This is a genomic window from Chromobacterium phragmitis, from assembly GCF_003325475.1.
In the GTDB taxonomy this organism is placed as follows: domain Bacteria; phylum Pseudomonadota; class Gammaproteobacteria; order Burkholderiales; family Chromobacteriaceae; genus Chromobacterium; species Chromobacterium phragmitis.
Genome location: NZ_CP029495.1, coordinates 2,261,599 through 2,288,248 on the forward strand (window position 1 = coordinate 2,261,599; position 26,650 = coordinate 2,288,248).

31 protein-coding genes, 2 tRNA genes and 1 pseudogene are annotated in these 26,650 nt (G+C 62.1%); 22 read left to right on the top strand and 12 right to left on the bottom strand.

The genetic code is table 11. The annotated features are described in order from the left end of the window. Positions 1-12: 12 nt before the first annotated feature. From DK842_RS10765 to DK842_RS10775, 3 genes are all read right to left on the bottom strand, one after another. Entirely contained in the window at positions 13-342 is a 330-nt protein-coding gene (locus DK842_RS10765) for a BON domain-containing protein (protein ID WP_080509379.1), read from the bottom strand. Positions 343-512: 170 nt separating this feature from the next. After that, positions 513-731, bottom strand: coding sequence for a hypothetical protein (locus DK842_RS10770; RefSeq protein ID WP_114061451.1), 219 nt, complete (start codon positions 729-731; stop codon positions 513-515). A gap of 158 nt (positions 732-889) precedes the next feature. Further along, entirely contained in the window at positions 890-1,324 is a 435-nt protein-coding gene (locus DK842_RS10775; protein WP_047249836.1) for an FtsX-like permease family protein, read from the bottom strand. A 213-nt stretch (positions 1,325-1,537) separates the two neighbouring features. Here DK842_RS10775 and DK842_RS10780 point away from each other — a divergent pair, with 213 nt between their 5' ends. Together DK842_RS10780 and DK842_RS10785 are read left to right on the top strand one after the other, a co-directional pair. Beyond that, the gene (locus DK842_RS10780; RefSeq protein ID WP_047238267.1) at positions 1,538-1,945 is read left to right on the top strand and encodes a PRC-barrel domain-containing protein; all 408 of its coding nucleotides are present in this window, start codon (positions 1,538-1,540) and stop codon (positions 1,943-1,945) included. A gap of 241 nt (positions 1,946-2,186) precedes the next feature. Next, the gene (locus DK842_RS10785; protein WP_145964015.1) at positions 2,187-2,411 is read left to right on the top strand and encodes a hypothetical protein; all 225 of its coding nucleotides are present in this window, start codon (positions 2,187-2,189) and stop codon (positions 2,409-2,411) included. A gap of 1 nt (position 2,412) precedes the next feature. Here the strand turns inward: DK842_RS10785 and DK842_RS23895 are convergent, their stop codons facing one another. Then, entirely contained in the window at positions 2,413-2,688 is a 276-nt protein-coding gene (locus DK842_RS23895; protein WP_232538704.1) for a hypothetical protein, read from the bottom strand. Between DK842_RS23895 and DK842_RS10790 the strand changes: the two genes are divergently transcribed. The 3 genes from DK842_RS10790 to DK842_RS10800 all read left to right on the top strand — a co-directional run bounded on the left by DK842_RS10790 (position 2,656) and on the right by DK842_RS10800 (position 4,101). Then, positions 2,656-2,751, top strand: coding sequence for a lmo0937 family membrane protein (locus tag DK842_RS10790; RefSeq protein ID WP_232538671.1), 96 nt, complete (start codon positions 2,656-2,658; stop codon positions 2,749-2,751). The two genes, DK842_RS23895 and DK842_RS10790, sit on opposite strands and share 33 nt — an antisense overlap. Positions 2,752-2,842: 91 nt before the next feature. Further along, complete coding sequence (locus DK842_RS10795; RefSeq protein WP_047238269.1) at positions 2,843-3,778, top strand: DnaJ C-terminal domain-containing protein; 936 nt, start codon at positions 2,843-2,845, stop codon at positions 3,776-3,778. 5 nt (positions 3,779-3,783) lie between these two features. Then, a complete protein-coding gene (locus tag DK842_RS10800; protein ID WP_047238270.1) occupies positions 3,784-4,101 on the top strand; it encodes a chaperone modulator CbpM in 318 nt (105 codons plus the stop codon). On the opposite strand, the gene DK842_RS10805 is transcribed toward DK842_RS10800, so the two are convergent. Together DK842_RS10805 and DK842_RS10810 are read right to left on the bottom strand one after the other, a co-directional pair. Next, positions 4,098-5,414 (bottom strand): NRAMP family divalent metal transporter, encoded by a 1,317-nt coding sequence (locus tag DK842_RS10805; protein ID WP_198414669.1) that lies wholly within the window; start codon positions 5,412-5,414, stop codon positions 4,098-4,100. The genes DK842_RS10800 and DK842_RS10805 overlap by 4 nt on opposite strands. Before the next feature lie 132 nt (positions 5,415-5,546). Then, positions 5,547-5,717 (bottom strand): CsbD family protein, encoded by a 171-nt coding sequence (locus DK842_RS10810; RefSeq protein WP_076098031.1) that lies wholly within the window; start codon positions 5,715-5,717, stop codon positions 5,547-5,549. A 487-nt stretch (positions 5,718-6,204) separates the two neighbouring features. On the opposite strand from DK842_RS10810, the pseudogene DK842_RS10815 reads away from it, so the two are divergent. Then, positions 6,205-7,164 (top strand): annotated as a pseudogene (locus DK842_RS10815) (IS5 family transposase). Positions 7,165-7,297: 133 nt separating this feature from the next. On the opposite strand, the gene DK842_RS10820 reads toward DK842_RS10815, so the two are convergent. From DK842_RS10820 to DK842_RS10845, 6 genes are all read right to left on the bottom strand, one after another. Continuing rightward, complete coding sequence (locus DK842_RS10820; protein ID WP_168194865.1) at positions 7,298-8,182, bottom strand: DUF3396 domain-containing protein; 885 nt, start codon at positions 8,180-8,182, stop codon at positions 7,298-7,300. Between the two features lie 183 nt (positions 8,183-8,365). Next, entirely contained in the window at positions 8,366-9,166 is an 801-nt protein-coding gene (istB, locus tag DK842_RS10825; protein WP_114060181.1) for an IS21-like element helper ATPase IstB, read from the bottom strand. After that, positions 9,159-10,652: an IS21 family transposase gene (gene istA / locus DK842_RS10830; protein WP_114063594.1), complete on the bottom strand. Its 1,494-nt coding sequence runs from the start codon at positions 10,650-10,652 to the stop codon at positions 9,159-9,161. The genes istB and istA overlap by 8 nt, the downstream gene beginning before the upstream one ends. Before the next feature lie 306 nt (positions 10,653-10,958). Beyond that, positions 10,959-11,035: transfer RNA gene (locus tag DK842_RS10835), tRNA-Met, on the bottom strand. A 35-nt stretch (positions 11,036-11,070) separates the two neighbouring features. Next, positions 11,071-11,147, bottom strand: a tRNA-Met gene (locus DK842_RS10840). Positions 11,148-11,222: 75 nt separating this feature from the next. Then, entirely contained in the window at positions 11,223-12,380 is a 1,158-nt protein-coding gene (locus DK842_RS10845) for a class I SAM-dependent methyltransferase (RefSeq protein WP_114061453.1), read from the bottom strand. A gap of 81 nt (positions 12,381-12,461) precedes the next feature. Between DK842_RS10845 and DK842_RS10850 the strand changes: the two genes are divergently transcribed. From DK842_RS10850 to DK842_RS10925, 16 genes are all read left to right on the top strand, one after another. Further along, positions 12,462-13,220 (top strand): pteridine reductase, encoded by a 759-nt coding sequence (locus DK842_RS10850; RefSeq protein WP_114061454.1) that lies wholly within the window; start codon positions 12,462-12,464, stop codon positions 13,218-13,220. A 76-nt stretch (positions 13,221-13,296) separates the two neighbouring features. Further along, positions 13,297-14,265, top strand: a complete 969-nt coding sequence (gene ttcA / locus DK842_RS10855; protein WP_114061455.1) for a tRNA 2-thiocytidine(32) synthetase TtcA — start codon at positions 13,297-13,299, stop codon at positions 14,263-14,265. Next, the gene (locus DK842_RS10860; RefSeq protein ID WP_114061456.1) at positions 14,255-15,055 is read left to right on the top strand and encodes a polyamine aminopropyltransferase; all 801 of its coding nucleotides are present in this window, start codon (positions 14,255-14,257) and stop codon (positions 15,053-15,055) included. Before ttcA ends, DK842_RS10860 begins: the two co-directional genes overlap by 11 nt. A gap of 205 nt (positions 15,056-15,260) precedes the next feature. Next, entirely contained in the window at positions 15,261-16,571 is a 1,311-nt protein-coding gene (locus tag DK842_RS10865) for a nucleotide sugar dehydrogenase (protein WP_406850480.1), read from the top strand. 3 nt (positions 16,572-16,574) lie between these two features. Beyond that, on the top strand, positions 16,575-17,156 hold the full coding sequence (locus tag DK842_RS10870) for a YdcF family protein (RefSeq protein WP_114061458.1): 582 nt from the start codon (positions 16,575-16,577) through the stop codon (positions 17,154-17,156). Further along, a complete protein-coding gene (locus DK842_RS10875) occupies positions 17,153-18,211 on the top strand; it encodes a Gfo/Idh/MocA family protein (protein ID WP_114061459.1) in 1,059 nt (352 codons plus the stop codon). The genes DK842_RS10870 and DK842_RS10875 overlap by 4 nt, the downstream gene beginning before the upstream one ends. A 10-nt stretch (positions 18,212-18,221) precedes the next feature. Beyond that, entirely contained in the window at positions 18,222-18,488 is a 267-nt protein-coding gene (locus DK842_RS10880; protein ID WP_011137673.1) for a hypothetical protein, read from the top strand. Further along, on the top strand, positions 18,485-19,063 hold the full coding sequence (locus DK842_RS10885; protein ID WP_114061460.1) for an acyltransferase: 579 nt from the start codon (positions 18,485-18,487) through the stop codon (positions 19,061-19,063). Before DK842_RS10880 ends, DK842_RS10885 begins: the two co-directional genes overlap by 4 nt. A 98-nt stretch (positions 19,064-19,161) precedes the next feature. Next, positions 19,162-20,259: a DegT/DnrJ/EryC1/StrS family aminotransferase gene (locus DK842_RS10890; RefSeq protein ID WP_114061461.1), complete on the top strand. Its 1,098-nt coding sequence runs from the start codon at positions 19,162-19,164 to the stop codon at positions 20,257-20,259. 4 nt (positions 20,260-20,263) lie between these two features. Beyond that, on the top strand, positions 20,264-21,535 hold the full coding sequence (locus DK842_RS10895; RefSeq protein ID WP_114061462.1) for a lipopolysaccharide biosynthesis protein: 1,272 nt from the start codon (positions 20,264-20,266) through the stop codon (positions 21,533-21,535). Next, entirely contained in the window at positions 21,532-22,113 is a 582-nt protein-coding gene (locus DK842_RS10900; RefSeq protein WP_114061463.1) for an acyltransferase, read from the top strand. Before DK842_RS10895 ends, DK842_RS10900 begins: the two co-directional genes overlap by 4 nt. After that, the gene (locus DK842_RS10905; protein WP_114061464.1) at positions 22,106-23,188 is read left to right on the top strand and encodes a glycosyltransferase family 4 protein; all 1,083 of its coding nucleotides are present in this window, start codon (positions 22,106-22,108) and stop codon (positions 23,186-23,188) included. Before DK842_RS10900 ends, DK842_RS10905 begins: the two co-directional genes overlap by 8 nt. A gap of 5 nt (positions 23,189-23,193) precedes the next feature. Further along, positions 23,194-24,288, top strand: a complete 1,095-nt coding sequence (locus DK842_RS10910) for a glycosyltransferase family 4 protein (RefSeq protein WP_114061465.1) — start codon at positions 23,194-23,196, stop codon at positions 24,286-24,288. A gap of 3 nt (positions 24,289-24,291) precedes the next feature. Next, on the top strand, positions 24,292-25,521 hold the full coding sequence (locus DK842_RS10915) for a glycosyltransferase family 4 protein (RefSeq protein WP_114061466.1): 1,230 nt from the start codon (positions 24,292-24,294) through the stop codon (positions 25,519-25,521). A 16-nt stretch (positions 25,522-25,537) separates the two neighbouring features. Beyond that, on the top strand, positions 25,538-26,296 hold the full coding sequence (locus DK842_RS10920) for an alpha/beta fold hydrolase (protein WP_145964016.1): 759 nt from the start codon (positions 25,538-25,540) through the stop codon (positions 26,294-26,296). After that, a complete protein-coding gene (locus DK842_RS10925) occupies positions 26,293-26,649 on the top strand; it encodes a lysozyme inhibitor LprI family protein (RefSeq protein ID WP_145964017.1) in 357 nt (118 codons plus the stop codon). The genes DK842_RS10920 and DK842_RS10925 overlap by 4 nt, the downstream gene beginning before the upstream one ends. Position 26,650 lies beyond the last annotated feature (1 nt).

The window sequence follows — 26,650 nt, forward strand, 5'->3', positions numbered from 1 at the left end:
CAGCGTCAGATCTCAGGCCCGGTCAACCTCGGCCTGGGTATCCACCTGCCCGCTCAGCATGACTCGACCGTTATCGGTTTCCACTCGTATTTCGTACGAGGTCAGATCAGGATCGCGGAACAGCTCGGCTTTGACTTTGCCAGCAATCATGGCGTCCGAGACATAGCTGCTCACCTCGGTGCCTTCGGCATAGGTATCGCCCATGGTTTGCGTCGAGGCGGGCGGGTTGTCCGGCATGGTGCTGACGGTATTGCCGCGGGCGCCTGCAGAAACGGTGATCAGCGCGGCGTAGGCAAGAAACAGAGTAAAGCGGCTTGCGCGTTGCATGGATGGGGTAAGCATGATCGACTTCTTTTGCTCAACCGTAGATCGCCCCGCCTAGGGCGGAGCGATCGCTGTGTCTGATTCGCGGCCAGACAGTCAACCATTGCGGGAGCCAGTGGCGCGCTACCCTGATCCGGGATCAGCGCTCAAGCCGGCTGTCGGCGCTGAGGTTTGCTGTGACTGCGCGTTCAGGCCTTGGGTGGGGTATAGCCAGGAGGGCTTTCGTGAGCCAGCCCGGTTTGGCCGCCAGCCTGCTTGGTAGGAGCGCGCGGAGCGGCGTCGCTGGCAGGATGCTGTTGGCCGGTGGTTTGGGTGGGGCCGACGCCTGGCTTGGCGCTGTCAGCGCACGGCTTTGGGGCCGCGGCGGCATCCTTGGGGGAGGCATTCTGCTGCTTGTGCTTGTCCATGGTGACCTCTTTAGCTATCCAACTTCCCGCAGGATTGCGAGGCGTTGGCAGGCTGACTTTGGGGCTTAAGCGGGCAGATGTCGGTGCGTTATCCAACATAGATAGTAAGCCGGCTCGAAAAAACCGGTTTTGCGAATCATGGCGGCGCTGGATTGCGCTTAGGCGCGGAAGATGTCGAATGTTTCAATCTTGAGCACTCGGCGGATGGCGAAATATCTGGAGATGGCGGCGATGATCCCCACCATGCCAAAGGCCAGCGCCAGGTTCCAGAAGGTGATAATGGTCGCGTAGTTGGGCAGCTGCGAGCGGGCGAGGGTGATCAGCCGCGTGATCAGCCCTATGCCCAGGCCAAAGCCGGTGACCGCGGTGAAAGTAGCCATGAACAGAATCATCACCACCAGCTCGCCTCCTTTTTTGGCACCGATGACCTTGAGGGTGCCGCATTTCTCCAGATTCTCCAGGATGAAGCTGTAAAACGTCTGGCCGGAGATCGACAGCCCGACGATGAGGCTGATCACCGTCATCAGGTATTGCTTGCGCTGATTGTCGATGGCGTAGTTCCAGGCGCTGGCGCGGACAGTGGTAAGTGACAAGCCTGCGTGGGTTAGCGAACAGACTGCCCTGCCACCCTCGCTCAGGATATAGCAAGGCGAGCCGGGTCTGCTGTCCGGCCGGGCAAGGAATTCAGTGCCTCCGGTTTTTTACGGCGAAGCAGCAAGTTGCCTTCGATGTTCCTGAATGGTTGCTAGCCCGCTCGTTTAGATGGGCTGAGCTGGGCACGGCGGGGCTTCGCTATGGAGACGATCATGAACTATGCAGAGCGCGATATTTACGGGGTGTACCGAGTGAAAGTCCATACGCAGTTAGCGGAGCAGGTGGAGCTGATGGCGGTGAATGAGCTGATCGGCAGCGACGTTTACAACCAGCGCAATGTGTTTCTGGGCGATATCAAGGAAATCATGCTGAACGTGAAAACGGGCTGCATCGCGTATGTGGAATTGTCGATTCGCGGATTGCTGGACCTTGACGGCAAAAGGGTGGCCGTGCCGTGGAGTGCCTTCATGTTTGATGCCGCGAATAATCGCTTGGTGGTGAGTGTGGATCGTTTGCATTTGTGGCAGGTCCCTGACATTGAAGTGCACAAGTGGCTGCATGTGAACCAGCCAACGCCTTTGCCCGACAAGGCGGCCGACTATGGCCGCGGACTCGACTAAATAATCCGGATGTGGCCCTGGCTCCCTTGCTGCAGGTTTTACAGCTTGTGGCAGCGCTGTCACGAAGAGGCGTCTGGGCTGCAATCCTATTGCCATGTCGCGCGCATTGGCCAGCCACGAGTAAGCCATACGCATCCCCACTTAGTTGGATAGTGCACAGACAGTCTGCTACCTAACATTCATGGTAAGGATGCCGACCTCTTGCAATGTCGCGGGCGGTTTGCTTCATAGGAGCATGATCATGGACCCGCTTGTTCAACACGATAGCGATGGCGACATGTTCTGGTTGCCTGAAGAAGATATCAAGTCGCTACCCGAAACTTGGTTACCGACGCGGAAGATACTGCCGGGCTCCACCGAGTACTTCAGTTTCACCACCGAGATCTACGACCCGTTTGACGAGGTGATTCTGCACGATTTGGACCAGTACGAAACGGTTGACGGCGATTGGCCGATGGATGACTGAATCAGCAGCCGGCGAGTTTGGCGCGCAACTCAACGTTACATCCCGCGGCGGTCGGTCGCTGCCACAGTGGGTTGCGCGACAGGCGATGCCAGAACGCTTGGGCGGTTTGACCGTGCGCCACAATTCCTTTGATGGCAGGCGTAATGTGGACTGCGTTTACCTTCCAGTTTCGACGTGTGTCCGGGAGAATGCCATGTTTGAAATTGTCATTGTCACCTTGCTGATCTTGTGGGCCTTGGGTTTGTTGACGGCTTTCACAATGGGAGGCTTCATCCATATTCTTTTGTTGTTGGCAGTCGTGGCTATACTGGTGCGTTTTATCCAAGGTCGGCCGTTATAAGGTGCCAAATAATGGAGTTGATCATGCCGCGCGGCGTGTCGCTTAGCCAGGCAATCATGAGACGATGGGTCCGCAGCCTGAGCGCGCAGCCATGAAGTTCCACGACTATTACGAAACGCTGGGCATTGCGCGCACCGCCACGCAGGATGAGGTCAAGCAGGCATATCGCAAGCTGGCGCGGAAATTCCATCCGGACGTCAGCAAAGAGGCCGATGCGGAGACGCGATTCAAGGAACTCGGCGAGGCCTACGCGGTATTGAAGAACCCTGAGAGGCGCGTCGCCTATGATTTGATGGGCGGCGATCTGAAAAGCGGACAGGACTTCCAGCCGCCGCCTGACTGGGACAGCGGCTTCGAGTTTCATGGCCGCGATTTCGGCGGCGGCACGGCCGATCAGGACGATTTCTTCGAGTCCTTGTTTGGCCGGCGCGCGCGCGGCGGCGGGCACCGTCATGCCCATGGTGTCGGTCGGGATCATCACGCCAAGGTGCAGATTGATCTGGAAGATGCCTACCATGGCTGCCAACGTAGCGTGGAGTTGCGCATGCCGACCCAGACTGCCGACGGCCATGTGGTGCTGCAGACGCGCACCTTGTCGGTGGCCATCCCCAAAGGCATACGGGCGGGGCAACATCTGCGCCTAGCCGGGCAGGGAGGCGCGGCGCCCGGCGGCGGGCCGGCCGGCGACTTGTATCTGGAAATCGAATTCAAGCGCCATCGGCTGTTTCGTGTCGAAGGGAGCGATGTGTTCTTGGATCTGCCGGTGTCGCCGTGGGAGGCGGCGCTTGGCGCATCCGTAGAAGCGCCCACGCCTGATGGTCCGGTTCAGCTCAAGATACCGCCGGGATCCCAGGCCGGGAAACAATTGCGCCTGAAGGGGCGAGGCATTCCTGGCGCCGTGCCGGGCGATTTATATGTGGCGCTGACGATAGTCTTGCCACCGGTGGCGGGCGAGCGGGAGCGCGCTGCCTACCAGGCCATGGCTCATGCCTTTGACTTCAATCCGCGCAGCGCGTTGAAAGGATAGCCATCATGAATCAGAACCAGCCGGCAGTGACTCAGGGCGTGGTGGTGGAGGAGCAACTGGAGCTGACGCTGCTTGAACTGTGCCAGGCCAGCCATGCCGAAGAGGCCTTTGTTATCCGCTGGGTACGGGAGGGCGCGCTGGAGCCGCAGGGCGAGTCGCCGCAGAATTGGCGTTTCCGTGGCGATGCCTTGCGGCGCGCGCGGGTGGCCTGGCGCTTGTCGTGCGATCTAGAGATCAATCCCTCTGGCGTGGCGCTGGTGCTGGATCTGCTGGACGAGCTGCAGGCCTTGCGGGCGCGTCTGGATCGGACTGGCAAGCACTAGCCAGGCATCAGCATGCGCACCACCGCGGCCCCCATCACCAGCGTTGCGATCCAGACCAGAATGGTCATAGGCCGGCTGGCGGTGTATGCCCCCATCACCGATTTTTTGGAAACCAATATGATGATCACCACCATCAAAGGCACGGCGACGACACCGTTGATGACTGCGCTCCAAAACAGCGCCTTCATCGGGCTGATCGGCGAGTACTGGATGCCGAGCCCCAGCAGCATGCTGACGGCGATGATGCTGTAAAAACCGCGAGCGTCGCGCACCTTGCGCTCCAGCCCTTCTTTCCAGCCCATCACCTCCGAGGCCGCATACGCTCCCGCGCCGGCCAGGACCGGCACGCCGATCAGGCCGACCCCAATAATGCCCAAGGCAAACAACAGGTAGGCGGCATTGCCCGCCAGCGGGCGCAATGCGCTGGCGGCTTGCGCGGCAGTGGTGATGTCGGTGATGCCCGCGCTATGCAGCGTGACCGCGGTGGCCAGGATGATGAAGAAAGCGGTGATGTCCGAATAGAACATGCCGCTCCAGGTGTCCCAGCGTATGCGGCGCAACTCCGACGCCGCGACGCGCTTATCCAAGATCAGCGCGCGGCTACCCTTGATGGCCAGCATGTCCTCGACTTCTTCCGATGCCTGCCAGAAAAACAGATAGGGGCTGATGGTGGTGCCAAATACGCCTACTACCACGGCGGCGGCATTGGCATTGGGCGTGAAGCGCGGCCAGACCGTACGCAGAGCGACTTCTGACCATGGCACATGCACGGTGAAAAGAACCGCGGTGTAGGCCAGCAGGGTGAGGGTCAGCCATTTGAGAAAGGACACATAGCGATGATAAGGGACGAACATTTGCTGCAGCAGGATGGCAAAGACGAAAATAGTGGTCATCAGGTGGCGGTTCAGGCCGGAGATCAATTCCGTCACTTCTCCCATGGCGGCAACGTCTGCCGCGATGTTTAGAATATTGGCGATCAGCAGCAGCACGATCAATATCCGCAACACCAATGGCGAGAAGGCGTCTTTGATGTTGGCGGCCAGTCCTTTGCCAGTGACGCGGCCCATATTGCCGCACATCGATTGCACGGCAGCCATCAGCGGAAAGGCCAGCGGCATGGTCCATAGCATATTCAGGCCGAATTGCGCGCCGGCCTGCGCATAAGTGGCGATGCCACTTGGGTCGTCGTCCGCCACGCCGGTAATCAGTCCCGGGCCGATCCGCGCCAGTGGATGGGCCTTGATACGCTGCCACAGCGGTTGCCGTTTGCGAGTCTGAGCGGCCTTGCGAATTGTCATGGGCGCATCCTCCACCGATTGCGGGCGCGGAGATGAGGCGGCCCCATCGCAAGCCATCGCCTTGCCAAGTCAGAGTTCGCTGCAGCCCGTCGATGCCTGATTTGCTGTCGTCAGCATGGCGAGCCGAGGTTGGCTTATGCAAATAGTCTACTTTTTAAGCTCATCTTTCAGTTTGCCCATGTCGGACTGGGCTTCGCCCAGGTTTTTCTCCTGGGTGCCTTTTTCTTCCAGGTTCTTGTTGTGAATGACCTTACCGGTGGCTTCCTTGATGCTGCCGGCGATCTCCTTGAATTTTCCCTTGATCTGATCCTTGTTCATGGCGTTCTCCCGTTGGTTTGGACGCGATTGCAAGACAGTACGCAGTGCGTGTGGCCCAGCAATACCCTATGAGCGTAAGCGCGAATGCGGGCGGGGTATGTACGGGAGCGCACATATTCTCGGGAAAATTGGAGAGGCGGCCTTGGTCGATATTCAGCCTAAGGGAAAGCCAGGAAAAAAGGATTTTCATGCTTTTGGCTAGATGGGTGATGTAGCTGCGCGGCAGTCTTGCGGCTGCGAGGCGCTAGTCGTCCCGGGTAGGGTGTTGGCATCAGTAGAATCATGTGGTTAGCCAAGTTTTGGGCGGGAGTGTAATTCCTCAATCGCTTTCCAGAAGGGGAAAACCTGTTGGACTAGAATGTCTTGACTCACTGATATTTCACCTTGTCTGCCAAACCAACATGGAAGGTTATCGCTGCAAAATAGATGTCTAGTTTATATGGGCTTTGTTGCATAACCCCGCCACCAGCTGCGGTATGCTAAGGCGATGAACACCGCAGCACCCCAGAACAAGAAGCCCAAGCAACGCTACACGACCACCAACTGGCATGACTACGACGCGGCGCTGACCGCACGCGGATCGCTGCTGGTTTGGCTCGATAAGGACATGCAATGGCTGGCCCAGCCAGCTGGTAACAACGGCCGGCCAGTCAAATACACCGACGCGGCCATCCAGCTTTGTCTGAGCATTAAATGCTTGTTCAATCTGCCATTGCGCCAGCGTCTGGGCATGGTGCAAAGCCTGCTGTAGTTAGCGGGACTCGACTGGCCTGCGCCGGACCACTCCACCGTATGCCGTCGCCAGCGCACTTTGCAGGTCAAGATCCGCTATCGCCGCAGCACTGGCCCACTGCATCTACTGGTTGACAGTACAGGCATTCAGTTTCTTGGCGAAGGTGAGTGGAAACGCAAAAAACATGGTGCCGAATATCGTCGGTAGTGGCGCAAGGTACACCTGGGCATCGATGCAGAAACGCTGGAAATCCGGGCCATCGAGGTGACTGGCAATGGTGTGGGAGACGCACAGATACTGCCGGATTTGTTGATGCAGCTGCCGGCGGATGAACCCGTTGCCACGGCGACGCTAGATGGCGCTTATGACACCCAGGGCTGTTACGCAGCGCTACTTGAGCGGGGAATTATGCCGGTGATTCCGCCGCGCAAGAATGCGAAGCCGTGGAAGTCGAAAATTGCCGGTAGCGAAGTCCGCAACGCTGCGATTGCAGCGTGCAAACGCTTGGGGCGAAGAATCTGGAAACGCTGGAGCGGCTATCACCGGCGCAGTCTGGTGGAAACAAAGATGCACTGTTTCAAGCGACTGGGCAGTCGGGTGATGGCACGTACCTTTGATCGGCAGGTGGCGGAACTGCAAGTGCGCGCGGCACTATTGAACCGCTTTACCGCCCTGGGCTGCCCGAAGACCGTGGCGGTAGCGGCGATGGGGTAAATCCACCTTGGGAAAGGGGACCCTCGTTCTTGTGTGGGGTTATGCAACAAAGCCGTTGTAGACTGCGATTGAAGTGCCGTCCATCATGATAAAGACATTTTTTGAGGACGGCCTTCCCGCCGTGTTAATCGATCTATGAAGCCGATTGGTTTGTCTCTTTGTACCAGATCGTCGCACCGTAGCTGGAGTCGTGAAAGGCCGGCATGATGTCCCCCTTCTGGAATGGCTGCCGCGAGTCAGTTCGAGCCGGCGTCCACCAGATTCCGCCTTCAGGACATGCGTTTCCACCTTCGCAACGTAGCCCACTGGCAGGTGCCTCGGCTGGCATTGTCGGTACGGGCTCGGCATCATCAAAACGTGCATACCACTCGAGCGTGTTGGCTTTAGTGAAACCTTCCGCATCGTCCATGCAGGTATGCAACTGCTCGGGATTCGGAACGCGGATTGGCTTGAGCACCTGGTTAACCGCCACATAGGCGGGTGGGTGGCCGTTTTCAGGTGCCCCGACATCCGGCAATACCCCGGCCTGGACGATCAGCCTGCCGTTGTTGGTTTCTTGTACGCTGACGTCGGGCAATTGGAGTTGCTGCTTGAGCACGTCGATACCGCCAAGTTGCTCGATATAGCGAGGCCCAAGCAATGTCAGCCAGCTGACGCCTTTGATGTGGTCCGACAGGTTGTCCCCGTCAATCAGTGCGGACGAGTCGACCATCAGTCCACTGTAGCGCTGCGCTATTTGAAATTCGTAGGGTTGGAATTGATGGCGATCATAGGGGAGATTGCAGGCCAGACCCGCATAGCCATGGTCAACATCCAGCGTTTCGCAGAAGTAACGCACCCACTCCCTAAACTTCTGCTCGCCGTCCGCATCGGCTAGCAATTGCCATGGCAGCATGATCTTGACGCAAGACATGGCGCCATAGGGATCGCTCTCGGCATTAGAGGTCAGCGCTGAAATGGAATACTCGGCAGCGACTTCGCCGTTTTTCTCACTTTGCAGAACCCAGAAAACAGCCAAGCCTGTCCGCTGCGCGTCCGATATTACCCAACTCTGCGCGTTGAATTTTACCCAGGGAGGAAAGCCACTTCCGTCTAGGGGTGGCTGTGGATAAGTCTAATACATTCCAGTAGCCTGATTCAGTTCGATGTCACCAATACCGAGGGCTTGGTGCTGTGACCCTCACCCCCGGTAGATCAGTACCTAGAATGGCTCTGCTTCGTCAGCCCCTCCTAGCCGCGTTTTCTCCCTGGCCTTGATTCTCGATTTCGCCGTATCGCTGCTATGACGGAACCGATAGGACTCGTTACCCGTCTCGACGATATGGCAGTGGTGCGTCAATCGGTCGAGCAAGGCTGTCGTCAGCTTGGCATCGCCAAACACGCTGGCCCATTCGCCGAAGGTCAGGTTGGTGGTAATCATCACACTGGTGTGCTCGTACAGCTTCGACAGCAGGTGGAACAGCAAGGCCCCACCTGCCTGGCTGAATGGCAAGTAACCCAGCTCGTCCAGAATCACCAGGTCAACCCGCATCAACGCGAACGCCAGCTTGCCCGCCTTACCCGCCGCTTTCTCCTGCTCCAGCAAGTTGACTAGATCCACGGTGGAGAAGAAGCGTACCCGTTTGCCGTGGCGCGTAATGCCAGACACGCCCAATGCGGTGGCAAGGTGTGTTTTGCCGGTACCCGTGCCACCAATGAACACGACGTTATGTGCACTCTCGCTGAACGACAGGTCTGCCAGCTCGGCGATCAAATGCTGATCCACCTTAGTCTGACTGAAGTCGAACCCCGCCAGGTCGCGATGCGCAGGAAACCTGGCGGCGTGCATCTGGTAGCTGATTGACCGCATGGCGCGGTCGGTTTCCTCTGCGGCCAGCAGGTGTTCAATCAGCCAGCGCGATGACTCGATAGCGCTTTGGGCATCTTGCGTGACGATCTCATCCCAGGCGCCGGCCATGCCGTAAAGCCGCAATGCCTTTAGCTTGCTCGCGATCTCATCCATGGCGGGCTCCCGTGCGCAGGCTGTCGTAGCGTTCTGGATCAGCCAGCGGCGCTTCCTGGACGGCGAGCTGCGTTTCCGCCTGCTCCGGCATCGGCGACTGCTTGAGCCGGTTTAGTACGTTCTCGATGTGCTCGACGCTCGGGTTACCCGACTCCAGTACCAGCTCGACGGCAACCAGCACGACCTCCAGCCCCGAGCGTGGCACCGCCGCCAGCAGTTTGGCCATGACGCGGTCACCGCCTTCGCGCTTGAGTAATAGCCGTCGCAGCCGCTGTAACGGATCTGGCAGGTCGGCGAATGGCGCACCGTTACGCAGAGCGCCGGGCTTACGCTCGATCAGCGGGAGGTAGTGCTGCCAGTCGTAACTCGTGTGGTGGCTGCCGAACCGGCGCGCGTGGGTGGCCACGATAGCGTCGTTGGCCACCAGGTCGATCCGCTCAGGGTAAACATGAATGCTCACCATCTGGCCGACCAACTCACAGGGTGCTGAGTAACGATTGCGGTCGTAGTGCACCAGGCAGATGCTGTTGACCTTGCCCAGCGTCTCCACGTAGCCGTCGAATGGCGTGACCATCGGCATCAGCTGTGGCTGCTCATGTTCCAGCATCTCGGCGATGGTGAGGCCATCGAACTCACCATGGCGCAGCTCCTGCCATAGCGTGCGGCAACGACTAAGCAACCAGACGTTCAGTTCTGCAAAGCTACTGAACCGTTGCTTGGCGGCCTCTTGCCAGATGCGCGGGCGACTGTCCTGCACATTTTTCTCGACGACGCCTTTCTCCCAGCCGGAAGCGACGTTGCAGAAGTCCGGATCGAACAGGTAGTGCGATGCCATCGCGGCGAAGCGGGTGTTGACCGCTCGTGCCTTGCCACGTTTGACCTTGTCGACGGCAGTCTTCATGTTGTCGTAGATGCCGCGGCGCGGAATGCCGCCGAGTGCCGTGAATGCGCGGGTGTGGGCATCAAACAGCATCTCGTGGCTTTGGGTGGGATAGGCCTGCACAACGAAGGCGCGGCTGGCGCATAGCTTGAGGTGCGCCGCCATGATCTTGCGCCAGATGCCGCCGATCACCAGACGCTCCTCGCTCCAGTCGAATTGGAAAGCCTCACCCAGCTCAAAGCGCAGTGGCACGTACGCCTTGGTTTGGCTCGTGCCACCACCAGCCCGCCACTGTCGGATGAAGGCCATCACTCGGCTGTAGTCGCCGGAGAACCCTGCTGCCTTGAGCTCGGCAAAGAGCTTGAGCGCGCTGCGGCGCTCGCGCTTGGGACGGTGTAAGTCCGTCTCCAGCATTTTGGTGAGCTGCACCGCATACGGTGCGATCTTGGTTTCAGCGGGTTTCCGCTGGTACTTCGGCGCCGTGCCTTCCGCCGCCTTGAGCCAGTGACGGATCGTTTTGCGGGTCAGCCCAGTTCGCCGCTCAATTTCAGATAGCGATAGGCCATCTCGGTAGAACAACCTGCGAACAATGCCCAGTTCTTTCATGGTGATCACTCCATTCTCCTGCTGAAAAATTCAGCAGGGGGATTGAACACCCTGGGTAGTTTTGAACGCGCACTAGCTCCTGAAAACTGGGTAATTTTCTATGCGTACGCACAATTCTTGCTCAAAACGCGTTGACGATGATCGTTGATGGCCTAGTGATGCGTTTTTTTGCAGAGCGGGCAGGAGTGTGATGTAGGCATGTATTAGGATGGATTTACGCGGACTGTAAATGCCTACATAGTGCCTACATGAGTTTGAAATGCATCAAGGGGTTACGAGAAAAATCTCGTAACCCCTTGATGTTATTGGTGGCGAATCAGGGACTCGAACCCCGGACCTGCGGATTATGATTCCGTCGCTCTAACCGACTGAGCTAATTCGCCGAGAGAACCCGCTCGCGCGTTTTCTCGTCAAACTGTGGTGGCGAATCAGGGACTCGAACCCCGGACCTGCGGATTATGATTCCGTCGCTCTAACCGACTGAGCTAATTCGCCACATTTCGATGCTTGCGCACCGAGACGCGAAATATACGCATCGCCCCATGCGCTGTCAAGCCCTGTTTGGAAAAATCACAGCGTGTAGCAGCGGTCGCCGCGGGCGAAGCCCAGCCAGTCTATGGAAACGCCCTTGCCGAAGCCCATCGCCTTGAAGGTTTCGCCCATTTCCTGCGGCGACAGCAAGCGCTGTGCCGCCTTGGCCACCGGCAGATAGCTTTTCACGTCGTTGGCGTCCAGCGACTGCAGCCGGTCCACCAGGCCGCAGTTGACCAGAAACTGCGCCTGGCTGGTATAGCCTATCAGGTCCAGGCCGGCATCGATGCCGCTTTGGGCGACGGCGCTGAAGTCGACGTGGCAGGTCAGGTCCATCAGGCCGGGCAGGTAGAACGGGTCCTGCACCGTGTGGTGGCGGTAGTGACCCAGCAGCGTGCCCATGCTGCGCTCCGGGTGATAGTACTCGGACGCGGCGTGGCCGTAATCGATCATCAGGATGGCGCCGCGGCGCAGCGCGCCGGCGACGGTGGCGATGAAGCCGCGGTTGGCCAGGCTGATCTCGGTTTCGTAGCGCGGGATGTCCGGCACCAGCTGCGCGGCCAGCTCGGCCAGCGCGGCGTTTGCGAAGTCGCGGTCTTCGTAGGCGAAAGCGCCGTCGCGGATGGTGACGCCGCGCTGGCGAAGCTGGCGGTTTTCGTCGCGGAACGCCATCTCGCAGGGCATGGCGTCCAGCAATTCATTGCCGATGACGATGCCGTCTATGGCGTCCGGCAGGCGGCTGGCCCATTCGACGCGGCCGGCCAGGTGCGGCAGCGCGGCGCCGATGTTTTCGCGCTGGCGTTCCATCAGGTCCGGCGACAGGTCCAGGATCACGTATTTTTGCGGCAAGCAGCCCAGCGCTTCCAGTTCGGCCAGCAGGTCTATCGCCAGCTTGCCGGTGCCGGCGCCGAATTCGTAGATGGCGCCGGCGGTCTGCGGCAGCAACTCGGCCAGCTGGCGGGCCAGCGATTGGCCGAACAGCGGCGTCAGCTCCGGCGCGGTGATGAAGTCGCCCTCCGCGCCCAGCTTGCTGCTGCCGGCGGCGTAATAGCCCATGCCGGGCGCGTAGAGCGCCAATTCCATATAATCCGAAAAGGGTATCCAGCCGCCGGCGTCGGCGATGGCCTGGCCGATGCGGCCGCATAGGGCCTGGCTGAGCGCCAGCGCTTCGGGGCTGGCGGCGGGAAGGGTGGTCATGGTGGTCGTCCTGCTACAATGTGGCGCGATTGTGGTGCAAAGCGCCGCGCCCGTGAAGAGGCAATTCTAAACGAGGAAGCAATGCTGACAGAGCGACAACAAGATGAACGCGTGGTTTTGATCACCGGCGGCGCGCGGCGGGTGGGCGCCGGCATCGCCCGGCTGCTGCATGGCCGCGGCGTGCGGCTGGTTTTGCATTACCGCGGCTCCCGCGCCGAGGCGGAGGCGTTGGCGGCGGAGTTGAACGGCAAGCGGCCGGACAGCGTCGAACTGGTCCAGGGCGACCTGTTGGATATCTCCGGCTTGCCGAACTTGGCCGGCCGCGCGCTGGCGGCATTCGGCCGCGTCGACGGTTTGGTCAACAACGCCTCCAGCTTTTTCCCGACCGAGATCGGACGGATAGACGAGGCGGCCTGGCATGATCTGATGGGCAGCAACTTGAAGGCGCCGCTGTTTCTGAGCCAGGCGCTGGCGCCGGAACTGACGCGGCGCGGCGGCGCCATCGTCGGCATCGCCGACATCCATGTGGAGCGGCCGATGGCGCGCCACGTGGTGTACAACCTGGCCAAGGCCGGCCACGCGCAGCTGATCCGCAGCCTGGCGATCGAGCTGTCGCCGGCGGTGCGGGTCAATGGCGTGGCGCCGGGCGTCAATCTGTGGCCGGAGAGCGAGGCGTCGTTCAGCGTGGCCGATCGCGCGGCGATCGAGGCCACCATTCCGCTGCGCCGGGCCGGCGTGCCGGAAGACATCGCCCGGGCGGTGGCCTTCCTGCTGTTGGACGCGACTTACGTCACCGGCCAGATCCTGGCGGTGGACGGCGGCCGCAGCATCGTATTGTGACGCCGTTTCGCCGCCATGGATTTTGGCGGCGGGAGGCGGTAAAATCTCCTGTTTTTCAATTTCTTAGCCGTACTCCATGTCCGAACAGAACGCCGCGCTCGACGACAAGGCCAAGAAGGCCGCGTTTGAAGGCAATAAACTGGCCAAGCGCCTGCGCCACCATGTCGGTGACGCCATCAATGATTTCAACATGATCGAAGAGGGCGACCGGGTGATGGTCTGCCTGTCCGGCGGCAAGGACAGCTACACCTTGCTGGACATTCTTCGCAGCCTGCAGAAGTCCGCGCCGATCCACTTCTCCATTGTCGCGGTCAATCTGGACCAGAAGCAGCCGGGCTTCCCCGAACATGTGCTGCCGCAATACCTGGAGTCCATCGGCGTCGAGTATCGCATCGTCGAGGAGGATACTTACTCCATCGTCAAGAAGCTGGTGCCGGAAGGCAAGACCACCTGCAGCCTGTGCTCCCGCCTGCGCCGCGGCATCCTGTACCGCGTGGCCGACGAGCTGGGGGCGACCAAGATCGCGCTGGGCCACCACCGCGACGACATCCTGCACACGCTGTTCCTGAACATGTTCTACGGCGGCAAGATGAAGGCGATGCCGCCCAAGCTGGTGTCCGACGATGGCCGCCACATGGTGATCCGCCCGCTGGCCTATTGCCGCGAGAAGGACATCATCCGCTACGCCGATTGGAAAGAATTTCCGATCATCCCGTGCAATCTGTGCGGCTCGCAGCCCAATCTGCAGCGCCAGGTGGTCAAGGAGATGGTCAACGACTGGGACAAGCGTTTCCCCGGCCGCGTGGAGAGCATGTTCCGCGCGCTGCAAAACGTGGTCCCGTCTCACCTGGCCGATGCCAAGCTGTACGATTTCGCGTCGTTGAAAACCGGCGACGCGCCGTTCGCCGACGGCGACACCGCCTTCGACAAGGAAGAGTTCCGCGATCCGGCTCCGGATGCCGCCGATGCGGCCGAGGGAACATCGCAGAAGCGCACCATCAGCATTCTGGATTCCCGCCCGAAGGAGCAAGGCTGTGGCGCGTAGGGCCTTGCATCCGTTCCGCCGCCGCGTGCGGCCGGCGGTGGAGGCGATGCCGGAGGTGGAAATCTCGGAAGAGGGCAATATCCGATCGCTGCATCTGGGGTCCGAAACCATCCAGAGCTCGATGGACCTCGACGATCCGCCGGATCTGGTGCTCAGCTACAGCCGAGCGATGATGGGTTTCCTGCTGTGGAACGACGACCCCAAGCACATCTTGCAGATCGGCCTGGGCGGCGGCTCCTTCGCCCGCTTCATCGACGAATACCTGCCGGACGCGGTCAGCGTGGCGGTGGACATCAACCCGCAGGTGATCGCGGTGGCGCGCGCCTTTTTCCAGCTGCCGGAGGAGGGCGATTTCTTCGAGATCGTCGAGGCCGACGGCGCCGACTACGTGAAGATTTTCCGCGGCTCCACCGACGCCATCCTGGTGGACGGCTTCGACGGCCTGCAGATCGTCGACGCGCTGACGACGGAAGACTTCTTCGAGGACTGCAAGCGGGCCTTGAGTCCAAAAGGCGTGTTCGTCACCAACTGGTGGAGCGGCGACAAGCGCTACCAGGTTTTCATCGAGCGGCTGCTGAACGTTTTCGAGGGGCGGGTGATCGAACTGCCTGCGGCGACACACGGCAACGTCGCGGTGATCGCCTTCCGCCAGAGCCCGACGTTGACGCAATGGGAAGCGCTGAAGAAGCGCGCCGACGAGCTGGAGGGGCGCTTCGGGCTGGAATTCGGCGAGTTCGTCAACCGGCTGAAGCAGACCAACCAGCAGACTGCCGGCCATTTGCTGATCTGAGCCAGAACAAATCCGCCGCGAAAAGCGGCGGATGGTTACGTTTGCTTACCCAAATGCCGCGGCGCTGCGGCGTATAATGCCAAGTTGCGCGTGAGCCGGACGTTGGGGCTGGATCATGCGACGCATTGCCGCATTGCTAGTGCCGAATGACCGGGCGGCAGACGGGTGTCTGCCGTTCAAGCTTTTACATCCTATTGGGACACTTATCGTGATGAAGCAGAAACTGCTCAATCGTATCGCGGACAAATCCGCTGTGATCGGCATCGTGGGCCTGGGCTATGTCGGCCTGCCGCTGATGCTGCGTTTCGCCGAGGTCGGCTACAAGGTGCTGGGCTTCGACATCGACCAGAGCAAGGTTGACGCCCTGATGGCGGGCAAGAGCTACATCGAACACATTGGCGCCGACAGCATCGCCACCGCCCGCGAGCGCGGTTTCGAAGCCACTACCGACTTCTCCCGCGCGCCGGAAGCCGACACGCTGATCCTGTGCGTGCCGACGCCGCTGAACAAATACCGCGAACCGGACCTCAGCTTCGTGCTGGACACCATGGACAGCCTAGTGCCCTATCTGCGCGAAGGCCACCTGGTGTCGCTGGAATCCACCACCTACCCGGGCACCACCGACGAAGAGCTGCTGCCGCGCATGGAATCGCGCGGCTTCAAGGTGGGCGACAATGCTTTCCTGGTGTTCTCGCCGGAGCGCGAAGATCCGGGCAACCCCAACTTCACCACCCGCACCATTCCCAAGGTGTGCGGCGGCTACAGCCCGGCCTGCCAGGAAGTCGGCGTGGCGCTCTATAGCGCGGTGATCGACAAAGTGGTGCCGGTGTCGTCCACCCGCGCCGCGGAAATGACCAAGCTGCTGGAGAACATCCACCGCGCGGTCAATATCGGCCTGGTCAACGAGATGAAGATCGTCGCCGACAAGATGGGCATCGACATCCACGAAGTGATCCGCGCCGCTGCCACCAAACCCTTCGGCTTCGTGCCTTACTACCCGGGCCCGGGCCTGGGCGGCCACTGCATTCCGATCGACCCGTTCTACCTGACCTGGAAGGCGCGCGAATACGGCGTCAACACCCGCTTCATCGAGCTGGCGGGCGAAGTGAACAGCGCCATGCCCGATTATGTGGTCTCGAAAGTGGCCTCCGCGCTGAACTTGCGCAAGAAAGCGATCAACGGCAGCCGCGTGCTGGTGCTGGGCATCGCCTACAAGAAGAACGTGGACGACATGCGCGAAAGCCCGTCGGTGTTCCTGATGGAGAAGCTGCGCGACCTGGGGGCGGAAGTGTCCTACAGCGATCCGCACGTGCCGGTGTTCCCGAAAATGCGCGAGCATCATTTCGAGCTTTCCAGCGTGGCTTTGACGGCCGAGTCCATCGCCGGCTATGACTGCGTGCTGCTGGCCACCGACCACGACAAGTTCGACTACGAGCTGATCAAGGCCAAGGCCCAGCTGGTGGTGGACAGCCGCGGCAAATACCTGGAGCCGGCAGCCAACATCGTCAAGGCTTAAGACATGAAACGCTTTCCCCGGCCAGGCGCATGGCTGGCCGCGTTCGGCTTGCTGACGCTGCTGGCGGCGCTGGCGGCGGTGCCGCTGATACGCTATTCCAAGAGCTGGCTGGTGGCCGAGGCGCCCCAGCCGCGGGCGGACTGGATCGTGGTGCTGGGCGGGGAGAGCGGGCAACGCGTGATCGGCGCGGCGGAACTGTACCATCAGGGTCGCGCGCCGTTCGTGTTTGTCAGCGGCGAGGGCGATTGCGAGCTGATCGTCCGGCGGCTGGTGATGGCCGGCGTGCCGCGCGGGAAGATAGGTTATGAATGCCTGTCCCGCAATACGCAGCAGAACGCCGAATTCACCCACCGGGCGCTGGCCGTGTATGAGCCCAGGCATGTGACGCTGGTGACCTCGTGGTTTCATTCCCGACGGGCGCTGGAGACTTTTCGCCGCGCCTGGCCGCAGGTGGACTGGGGCATGCACGTGGTGTACCCGGGCAACGATTTGTACCACAGCCTGGCCTTGTACGACGCAGGCGCGGTATTGACCGAATATTTGAAGATACTGGTGTATTCAGTACGTTATTGGACGTTCAGATGATAGTGACTCCTCCGATTGCCGATCGCAAGATCCGCTTCGCTCTGGTTGGCTGCGGCCGCATCGCCAACAACCACTTCGGCGCGCTGGAGAAGCATGCCGACCGCGCCGAGCTGGTCGACGTGTGCGACATCGACCCGGCGGCGCTGCAGGCCGCTGTCGAGCGCACCGGTGCCCGCGGCCACGCCAGCCTCACCGACATGCTGGCGCAAACCAGTGCCGACATCGTGATTCTGACCACGCCGTCCGGCCTGCATCCGACGCAGAGCATCGAGTGCTCCGAGGCGGGTTTCCATGTGATGACGGAAAAGCCGATGGCCACCCGCTGGGAGGATGGTCTGGAGATGGTCAAGGCCGCCGACAAGGCGAAGAAACACCTGTTCGTGGTCAAGCAGAACCGCCGCAACGCCACGCTGCAGCTGTTGAAGCGCGCGATGGAGGAAAAACGCTTCGGCCGCATCTACATGGTCAACGTCAATGTGTTCTGGACCCGGCCGCAGGAGTATTACGACGCGGCCGGCTGGCGCGGCACCTGGGAGTTCGACGGCGGCGCCTTCATGAACCAGGCCAGCCACTATGTCGACTTGCTGGACTGGCTGATCGGCCCGGTGGAGAGCGTGCAGGCCTACACCGCCACCTTGGCGCGCAACATCGAGGTGGAAGACACCGGCACCGTCAGCGTCAAGTGGCGCTCCGGCGCGCTGGGCAGCATGAACGTCACCATGCTGACCTACCCGAAGAACCTGGAAGGCAGCATCACCATCCTGGGCGAAAAGGGCTCGGTGCGGGTGGGCGGCGTGGCCGTCAATGAAATCCAGCACTGGGAGTTTTCCGAGCCGCACGAGATGGACGAGGATATCAAGCAAGCCAGCTACGCGACCACCAGCGTCTACGGTTTCGGCCATCCGCTCTATTACGACAACGTGATCAAGACCATGCGCGGCGAAGCCACGCCGGAGACCGACGGCCGCGAGGGCCTGAAGTCGCTGGAGCTGCTGATCGCGATGTATTTGTCCGCCCGGGACGGCCGCCGCGTCAGCCTGCCGCTGGATTACTAAGGCGGACAGCATGTTCAGAAAGATAGTGGATGGCGCACTGTGGGGCCTGGGATTCTGGTTGGTCGGTGGCGTTTTGATGTTGATATTTTCTTCTTTCGGGACGCATGTCGAAGCCCAGAAGCAAGTTTCAGCGGTATCGGCGCAGCAACGGGATGCCGAGCGCCAGCGGGCCCGCTATGAGGACTTGATGAGTCGTCAGGAAAAGGCGATGGTTCGTTCGGAGCAGCAATTGACTCGCCTGGACAAGCTTTTGGAAAAATGGGAGCGGCAGAAATGAGCCAGGTTCACATCCACCCCTCCGCCATCGTAGACGAAGGCGCGCAAATCGGCGAAGGCACCCGCGTCTGGCACTGGGTGCACATCTGCGGCGGCGCCAAGATAGGCAAGGACTGCTCCTTCGGCCAGAACGTGTTTGTCGGCAACGACGTGCTGATTGGCGACAACGTCAAGGTGCAGAACAATGTGTCGATTTACGACGCGGTGACGCTGGAGGATGACGTGTTCTGCGGCCCGTCCATGGTGTTCACCAACGTCAACAATCCGCGCAGCCACGTCAACCGCAAGAATGAATACCGCCGCACCGTGGTGAAGAAGGGCGCCTCCATCGGCGCCAACGCCACCATCGTCTGCGGCCACACGGTGGGCGAGTACGCCTTCATCGGCGCCGGCGCGGTGGTCACCCGCGACGTGCCGGCCTACGCGCTGATGGTGGGCGCGCCGGCCAAGCGCATCGGCTGGATGTGCGGTTGCGGCGAGCGGCTGTCCAACGACATCGGCACCCATACCTGCCCGGCTTGCGGCATCCATTACGAGGTCGGCGGCAATCACTGCACGCCGATCCGGCACGACTGACGGCGCCGCCGGCTTGAGGCCGGCGGCTTCCGCCATCGTCCAAGGCGCGGATCGCCCGCGCGCATTTTCCAAAATACCGATTCGAGGTTGATCCTCTCATGTCCATTCAGTTCATCGATCTGAAAGCGCAGTACCAGCATTTGAAAGCCGACATCGACGCCCGCATCCACGCGGTGCTGGACCACGGCCAATACATCATGGGTCCGGAAGTGAAGGAGCTGGAAGCGCAACTGGCGGCCTACACCGGCGCCAAGCACGCCATCGGCGTCTGCGACGGCACCAAGGCGCTGCTGATCGCGATGATGGCCTTGGGCATCGGCCCCGGCGACGAGGTGATCACCACCCCGTTCACCTTCATCGCCACCGGCGAGATGATCGCGCTGTTGGGCGCCAAGCCGGTGTTCGTCGACATCGACCCCGTCAGCTACAACCTGGACCCGAGCCTGCTGGAAGCGGCGATCACGCCGCGCACCCGCGTCATCATGCCGGTCAGCCTGTACGGCCAGGCTGCGGATTTCGCCGCCATCAACGCCATCGCCGGCAAGCACGGCATCCCGGTGATCGAGGACGGCGCGCAAAGCTTCGGCGCCAGCCAGCACGGCAACAAGTCCGGCAACCTGTCCACCATCGGCTGCACCAGCTTCTTCCCCAGCAAGCCCTTGGGCTGCTACGGCGACGGCGGCGCGGTGTTCACCAGCGACGACGCGCTGGCGAAGAAGATCCGCGAGATCCGCGTGCACGGCCAGGATCGCCGCTACCACCATCCGGTCATCGGCCTGAACGGCCGCCTGGACACCATCCAGGCCGCGGTGCTGCTGGCCAAGCTGCCCAGCTTCGCCGACGAAGTGGCCGCCCGCGAGCGCATCGGCGCGCGCTACAGCGAGCTGTTGAAGGATGTGGCCCGGGTGCCGGTGATCGGCGCCGGCAACACCCACGTCTACGCGCAATACACCATCGAGGTGAACGAGCGCGACGCGGTGCAGGCCAAGCTCAAGGAGCTGGGGGTGCCGACCGCCGTCCACTACCCGATCCCGCTGCACCTGCAGCCGGCCTTCGCCCATCTGGGCCAGGGCGAGGGCAGCTTCCCGCTGTCCGAGGCCGCCGGCAAGCGCGTGATGAGCTTGCCGATGCACCCCTTCCTGACGGAGGAGGCGCAGGACGCCATCGTCGCCGCGGTGAAGAAGGCGCTGGGCTGAGCGGATGGCGTGGTTGCCGTCGCTGCGCGTGCCTAAAAGCGGCTTCATCCGCCACATCATCACCCTGGTGACCGGGGCGGCGGTGGCGCAGGTGGTGCCGCTGCTGGCGTCGCCGCTGATCACCCGCCTGTACGACCCGCACGAAGTGGGCATCCAGGCGGTGTACGTGTCATGGATGTCCACGCTGGCGGTGCTGGCCACCGCCCGTTACGAGATGGCCATCGTGCTGCCGGCCGAGGAAAAGCGCGCGGTCAATCTGATGGGCTTGTCGTTGCTGTGCGCCAGCGCGCTGGCCTTGCTGATCGGCATGGTGGTGTTGATGGGCGGCCATTCCCACATCGCCGCCCATCTGGGCGCGCCGGAGCTGGAGCCGTGGCTGGTGTTGCTGCCGTTGTCGGTGTGGCTGGCCGGGCTGATGCAGGCCTGGACCAACTGGAACAACCGCCACCGCCGCTACCAGGCCAACGCCAATGGCCGCATGACCCAATCCTTCGGCATGGCCGGCACTCAGGTGCTGGCCGGCTGGCTGGGCGCCGGCGCCGGCGGCCTGATCCTGGGCCAGTTGGCCGGACAGATCGGTTCCTTGCTGGCGCAAAGCTGGCAGGACCTGAAAAATCGGCTCGGCTGGCGCCGCGATGTCAGCCGCCAGGACATGCGCGAGGCGGCGATCGCCTACATCGAATTTCCCAAGATCAACGCGCCGCACGCGCTGAGCACCGCCTTGCTGGATTCGGCGACGCTGGCGGTGCTGACCGTGCTGGCCGGCACCTCGGCGGTCGGCTTCTACGGCCTGATGATGCGGGTGCTGAAACTGCCGGCGGCTCTGATTGGCCAGGCGGTGGCGCAGGTCGCCTACCGCGAGCTGGCGGAGGCGCGCAATCTGGGCAAGCCCTTGCGGCCCATTCTGCGCAAGATGATGCTGACGCTGTTCGGCATGTCGCTGTTTCCGTTTTTGGTGATCCAGATTTTCGGCGAGCCCTTGTTCACGCTGGTGTTCGGCCGCAACTGGGCCGACGCCGGCCGCTACGCCGAGGCGATGTCGCTGTACATCCTGTTCCATTTCGTCGCCTCGCCCTTGGGCATGGTGCCGCCGGTGATCAATCGCCAGCGTTTCGCTTTCTTCCTGTCTCTGGTGCAGGCCGTGCTGTTCCTGGGGACCTTGTGGCTGGGCTTCCATCTCTGGCAGGATGCGGTGCCTACTTTCCAACTGGTCTCGGTGGTGATGGCCGGTTATTTCCTCGCGTATTTCTTCTGGCTATATAAGGCGGCACGATGAACTGGAATGGACTCTTCAGCCGCATCCGCTTCCGGCTGTCGGCATGGGTGCGGCCGCGCATGGTATACGGCTTCCAGCGCGGCGACGGCGTGTTCCTGAAGCGCACCCGCGTCTCCAACATGACGCGCATCGAACACATGGACAAGCTGATGATCGACGACAATGTCTACATCGGCCATTTCAACCTGATCGACGCTTCCGGCGGCCTCTACATCGGCGAGGGCTGCCAGATCACCAACTACGTGTCGGTGCTGACCCACTCCAGCCATGTGGCCATCCGGTTGTACGGGCGCGAGTACCTGATGCGGGACAACCATGTCGGCTATCTGAAAAAGCCGACCAAGCTCGGCAAGTACAGCTTCATCGGCCCGCACTCGGTGCTGATGCCGGGCGTCGAATTGGGCAAGGGCAGCATCGTGTCGGCCTACAGCTTCGTGCAGGCCGGCGCGTATCCCGATTTCGCCATCCTGGCCGGCAACCCGGCAAGGGTGGTGGGCGACACCCGCGAGGCCGACGCCGAATGGCTGGCGCAAAACCCGGAGCTGCATCATTTGTACGAGGCCTGGGCCCATGACTGACAAGATCGCCCGCCTGCTGGTGGCGGGCTCGGCCTCCATCCATACTTGGCGCTTCTTGTCGGGCATCGCGCCGCATGTGGATGAATTGTACCTGGCCTGCAATGGCGAGGTTCCCGCCGACAAGCGGCCGGTCAATCTGAAGGGCGAGCTGCGGCTGGATTTTAGCCTGAAGGCCTGGTCCAGCGCCGGCAAGCTCAAGCGCTGGATCGCCGAAGTGAAGCCCGACGTGGTCCATGTCCACCAGGCCAACAGCGTGGCCTGGCACGCGCGCCGCGCGCTGGCGGGGTCGAACATCCCGATGCTGCTGACGGCCTGGGGCTCGGATGTGCTGCTGTTGCCGGAGCAGAACCGGCTGATGCGCGCCATGGTGCGCGGCAATCTCAAGGCCGCCGCCGCCGTCACCTCGGATTCGTTGCACATGGCGGCGAAAATCCGCGAGCTGGCCGGCGACTGCCGCATCGCGCTGCTCAATTACGGCATCGACGCGCTGCCGCCCGAACCCGTCGTCGCCGCCAAGAAGAAACAAGTCTTGTCCTGCCGTTTGCATAAACCGCTGTACCGCATCGACGCCATCCTCAAGGGCTGGGCCGAGGTGGAGGCGAGCGGCCGCTTGGGCGACTGGAATCTGGTTGTCGCGGCTAGCGGCAGCGAGACGGACAACTTGAAACGGCTGGCCGCGTCTTTGAATCTCAAACGCGTCGAGTTTGCCGGCTTTGTCGACAGCGCCACCTTGGGCCGGCTCTATGCGGAGTCGCGGGTTTTCGTCAGCGTGCCGCGTTCCGACGCCACCAGCATCAGCCTGTTGGAGGCGATGGGCCACGGCTGCCTGCCGCTATTGTCCAATCTGCCGGCCAACGGCGAATGGGCGATAGACGGCCTCAACGGCGTGATTGCCGAAGACGTGCGCCGTTTGGGCGCGCAGATGCTGCGGGCGATGGAGGCGGCGTCCGACGATGCCGCCCTGGCCCGCGTGGCCGAAACCAATCGCGGCCTGGTGGCGGCCAAGGCGCTGCACCAGGCCAATATGGCCGGCTTCGCCGATTTGATCCGCGAGCTGGCCGCCAACAAGGTTTGAACCTGATGAAAATAGCCCACCTGACCTCCGCCCATCCGCGCCACGACATCCGCATCTTCGTCAAGGAGTGCAGCTCGCTGGCGGCGGCCGGCCATGAGGTGACGCTGATCGTCGCCGACGGCCAGGGCGAGGAAATCCGCAACGGCGTCCGCATCCACGATGTCGGCCCCAAGACCGGCGGCCGCCTGTCGCGGATGACCGGCACCGTCAAGCGCGTCTACCAGGCCGCGCTGAAGCTGCGGCCGGACGTGGTGCATTTCCACGATCCGGAGCTGATTCCCGCCGGCGTGCGACTGAAGCAGGCCGGCATCAAGGTGGTGTACGACGTGCACGAGGACGTGCCGCGCCAGATCCTGGCCAAGCACTGGATACCCGGCGCGGTGCGCCCGCTGGTGTCCGGCGGCTTCGAGACGCTGGAAGACTGGGCTGGGCGCCGCTTCGACGCCATCGTCACCTCCACCCCGCACATCCGCAAACGCTTCGAGAAGCTGGGCGCCAAGGCGCTGGACGTGTGCAACTTCCCGATACTGGAAGAGCTGGTGCGCGACACGCCGTGGGAAAGCCGCCGCAACGAGGTGTGCTACATCGGCGGCATCAGCCGCATCCGCGGCATCGAGCCCATCGTCGCCGCGCTGCCGGGCACCTCCACCCGGCTGAACCTGGCCGGGCCGTGGAGCGAGAGCGACCTGCGCGCCAAGGTGACGGCCGAGCCGGGCTGGGCGCGGGTCAACGACCTGGGCGTGCTGGACCGCAAGGGCGTGGCCGAGGTATTGGCCAGAAGTAAGATCGGCCTGGTGACGCTGTTCCCCACGCCCAATTACGTCGACGCGCTGCCGATCAAATTGTTTGAATACATGGCCGCCGGCATGCCGGTGATCGCCAGCGACTTCCCGGTGTGGCGCGAGATCGTCGACGACGCCGGCTGCGGCGTGCTGGTCGATCCGCAGGACGCGGCCGCCATCTCCGCCGCCATCAACGAGCTGCTGGGCGACGAAGCGCGCATGCGCGCGCTCGGCGAGTCCGGCAAGCGGGCGGTGCTCAATAAATACAGCTGGGCGGCCGAGGCCGACAAGCTGATCAAGCTGTACGCGACGCTGTAAACCATGAAAATTCTCTACATCAATCACTACGCCGGCAGCCCGCGCCACGGCATGGAATTCCGCCCCTATTACCTGGCGCGCGAATGGGTGCGGGCCGGGCACGAAGTGAACATGCTGGCGGCCGACGTGTCGCACCTGCGCCAGTCCCATCCGCAAGTCGACGACAAGTACCGCGACGAGGACATCGACGGCATCCGCTACACCTGGTGCAAGACCCGCCCCTACGAAGGCAACGGCGTCGGCCGGGTGCTGAACATCTTCAGTTTCCTGGCCAAGGTGATGGGCCTGTCCAAGCGCTATCTGAAAGAATGGAAGCCGGACGTGGTGATCGCCTCGTCCACCTATCCGCTGGACACCGTGCCGGCCGCGTGGATCGCCAACAAGACCGGCGCGCGGCTGGTGTACGAGGTGCACGACCTGTGGCCGCTGACGCCGGTGGAAGTGGGCGGCATGTCGCCCAAGCATCCTTTCATCCGCCTGCTGCAATGGGCCGAGGATTTCGGCTACAAGCGCGCCGACACCGTGGTGTCGATGCTGCCCTGCGCCAGGGACTACATGATGGCGCACGGCATGGCGCCGGAAAAATACGCGGTGATTCCCAATGGCGTGGATGTGGCCGAATGGCAGGGCGAGGCGCTGCCGCTGTCGGCCGAGCACCGGATGCGGCTGGCGGAATTGAAGGCCCATGGGCGCTTCATCGTCGGCTACGCCGGCGGCCACGGCCTGGCCAACGCGCTGGATTATCTGCTGGAGGCGGCGGCCTTGATGCAGGACGCGCCGGTGACCTTCGTGCTGGTGGGCGACGGCCCGGACAAGGAGGCGCTGGCGGCGCGCGCCGCCGAGCTGAGGCTGAACAATGTGATGTTCCTGCCGTCCATCGCCAAGCGCAGCGTGCCGGCCTTTCTGGCCGAGTGCGACGCGCTGTACATCGGCTGGCGCAAGCTGCCGATCTACCGTTTCGGCATCAACCCGAACAAGCTGTTCGACTACATGATGGCGGGCAAGCCGGTGATCCACTCGGTGGAGGCCGGCAACGACATGGTGAAGGACGCCGGCGCGGGGCTGAGCGTGGGCGCGGAAGACCCGGCGGCCATCGCGGATGCCGTCAAGCGCATGGCGGTGCTGCCGCTGGCCGAGCGCGAAGCGATGGGCGCGGCCGGCAAGGCCTATGTGCTGGCCAACCACGATTACGCGGTGCTGGCGCGGCGCTTCCTGGCGGCGGTGAAGTTGTAGGCTTCCGATCTATGGGGTGAAAGCTTTGAGACTGGATTACGCAGAGTTCGGCGCGGGACAACCGTTATTGTTGCTGTTGGGTTTCGGCATGGGGCATGAGGATGCCATCGAGCTGGGCTATGCGGCGGCGATGAAGAACCGCTGCCGATTGATCTGCGTTTCTCCGCGCGGGCATGGAACGAGTCCCGCGCCTGGAGAGGTTTCCGCATATGGGCTGGAAGCCATCGTGTCCGATATCGCGCAGGCATTGGATGGCTTGCAGGTGGAAAAAACGGCGGTATGGGGATATTCCCTGGGCGCCAAGCTGGCGCTCGGACTCGCGGCTTGGCATCCGCAGCGGGTTGAGCGGATGCTGCTCGGAGGTTTCGAGACCCAGAGCGTTTTTTCGCCGGAGACCGATATCGTGCTGGAGGCCTTGCGCCAAGGCGGCGAGGCCTGGCGCGATCTGTGGCGCCGGCTGATGCCGGTGCCGGCAGGGATGGCGGAGCGGTTGGCCGCCGCGGACAGGAAAGCGCTGCAGGCGCTGCGATTGGCGGAGAAAGAGTGGCCGGATATGGGAAGCCTGCTGGGGCAATGCGAGATGCCGGTGGCGCTTTACGCCGCAGATCGCTGCTTTGCTCGCGCCAACATGGCGGCGCTGGCGGAGGCTCACGGGCTGGCTTGCGCCATCTTGCCGGGCTGCGATCATTTTTCCTTGTTGGCGGAGCCCGCGCGCGTGGCGGCTGCGGTCAATGAGCAGATAGTCGTGCTGCAAGAGACAGAAAGAAAACCATGATGAAGAATATTTGGATGGCGGCGATGGCCGCTTGCATGGGCGTGGTAGCGTTGCCAGCCCAGTCCGCCGGCTTCAACTGCGCTTACGCCAAGCTGAAGGTGGAAAAAATGATTTGCGCCGACGCCGAGCTGTCGGCCCTGGACTCGGAATTGGCCAAGCGCTTCACCGCGATTCAGGATGAGACCAAAGGCATCGACGGCGATACCGGCAAACGGCTGGATCCCTATGGCAAGGAGCAGGTACGCTGGCTGAAGGAAGTGCGCAACACGTGCGAGGATGCCTTGTGCGTGCGCGACGCTTACAAGAAGCGGTTGAAGTACTTCGCCAAGGTTGAGAAGGATTTGGGCCTGTAAG

Bases quoted from the DNA above. Each gene is read 5' to 3' on its own strand.
- DK842_RS10765 (WP_080509379.1), bottom strand. From the start codon at position 342: ATGCTTACCCCATCCATGCAACGCGCAAGCCGCTTTACTCTGTTTCTT.
- DK842_RS10770 (WP_114061451.1), bottom strand. From the start codon at position 731: ATGGACAAGCACAAGCAGCAGAATGCCTCCCCCAAGGATGCCGCCGCG.
- DK842_RS10780 (WP_047238267.1), top strand. From the start codon at position 1,538: ATGAACTATGCAGAGCGCGATATTTACGGGGTGTACCGAGTGAAAGTC.
- DK842_RS10785 (WP_145964015.1), top strand. From the start codon at position 2,187: ATGGACCCGCTTGTTCAACACGATAGCGATGGCGACATGTTCTGGTTG.
- DK842_RS23895 (WP_232538704.1), bottom strand. From the start codon at position 2,688: ATGGATGAAGCCTCCCATTGTGAAAGCCGTCAACAAACCCAAGGCCCA.
- DK842_RS10795 (WP_047238269.1), top strand. From the start codon at position 2,843: ATGAAGTTCCACGACTATTACGAAACGCTGGGCATTGCGCGCACCGCC.
- DK842_RS10800 (WP_047238270.1), top strand. From the start codon at position 3,784: ATGAATCAGAACCAGCCGGCAGTGACTCAGGGCGTGGTGGTGGAGGAG.
- DK842_RS10810 (WP_076098031.1), bottom strand. From the start codon at position 5,717: ATGAACAAGGATCAGATCAAGGGAAAATTCAAGGAGATCGCCGGCAGC.
- istB (WP_114060181.1), bottom strand. From the start codon at position 9,166: ATGGATGAGATCGCGAGCAAGCTAAAGGCATTGCGGCTTTACGGCATG.
- istA (WP_114063594.1), bottom strand. From the start codon at position 10,652: ATGAAAGAACTGGGCATTGTTCGCAGGTTGTTCTACCGAGATGGCCTA.
- DK842_RS10845 (WP_114061453.1), bottom strand. From the start codon at position 12,380: ATGACCACCCTTCCCGCCGCCAGCCCCGAAGCGCTGGCGCTCAGCCAG.
- DK842_RS10850 (WP_114061454.1), top strand. From the start codon at position 12,462: ATGCTGACAGAGCGACAACAAGATGAACGCGTGGTTTTGATCACCGGC.
- ttcA (WP_114061455.1), top strand. From the start codon at position 13,297: ATGTCCGAACAGAACGCCGCGCTCGACGACAAGGCCAAGAAGGCCGCG.
- DK842_RS10870 (WP_114061458.1), top strand. From the start codon at position 16,575: ATGAAACGCTTTCCCCGGCCAGGCGCATGGCTGGCCGCGTTCGGCTTG.
- DK842_RS10875 (WP_114061459.1), top strand. From the start codon at position 17,153: ATGATAGTGACTCCTCCGATTGCCGATCGCAAGATCCGCTTCGCTCTG.
- DK842_RS10880 (WP_011137673.1), top strand. From the start codon at position 18,222: ATGTTCAGAAAGATAGTGGATGGCGCACTGTGGGGCCTGGGATTCTGG.
- DK842_RS10885 (WP_114061460.1), top strand. From the start codon at position 18,485: ATGAGCCAGGTTCACATCCACCCCTCCGCCATCGTAGACGAAGGCGCG.
- DK842_RS10890 (WP_114061461.1), top strand. From the start codon at position 19,162: ATGTCCATTCAGTTCATCGATCTGAAAGCGCAGTACCAGCATTTGAAA.
- DK842_RS10895 (WP_114061462.1), top strand. From the start codon at position 20,264: ATGGCGTGGTTGCCGTCGCTGCGCGTGCCTAAAAGCGGCTTCATCCGC.
- DK842_RS10900 (WP_114061463.1), top strand. From the start codon at position 21,532: ATGAACTGGAATGGACTCTTCAGCCGCATCCGCTTCCGGCTGTCGGCA.
- DK842_RS10905 (WP_114061464.1), top strand. From the start codon at position 22,106: ATGACTGACAAGATCGCCCGCCTGCTGGTGGCGGGCTCGGCCTCCATC.
- DK842_RS10910 (WP_114061465.1), top strand. From the start codon at position 23,194: ATGAAAATAGCCCACCTGACCTCCGCCCATCCGCGCCACGACATCCGC.
- DK842_RS10915 (WP_114061466.1), top strand. From the start codon at position 24,292: ATGAAAATTCTCTACATCAATCACTACGCCGGCAGCCCGCGCCACGGC.
- DK842_RS10925 (WP_145964017.1), top strand. From the start codon at position 26,293: ATGATGAAGAATATTTGGATGGCGGCGATGGCCGCTTGCATGGGCGTG.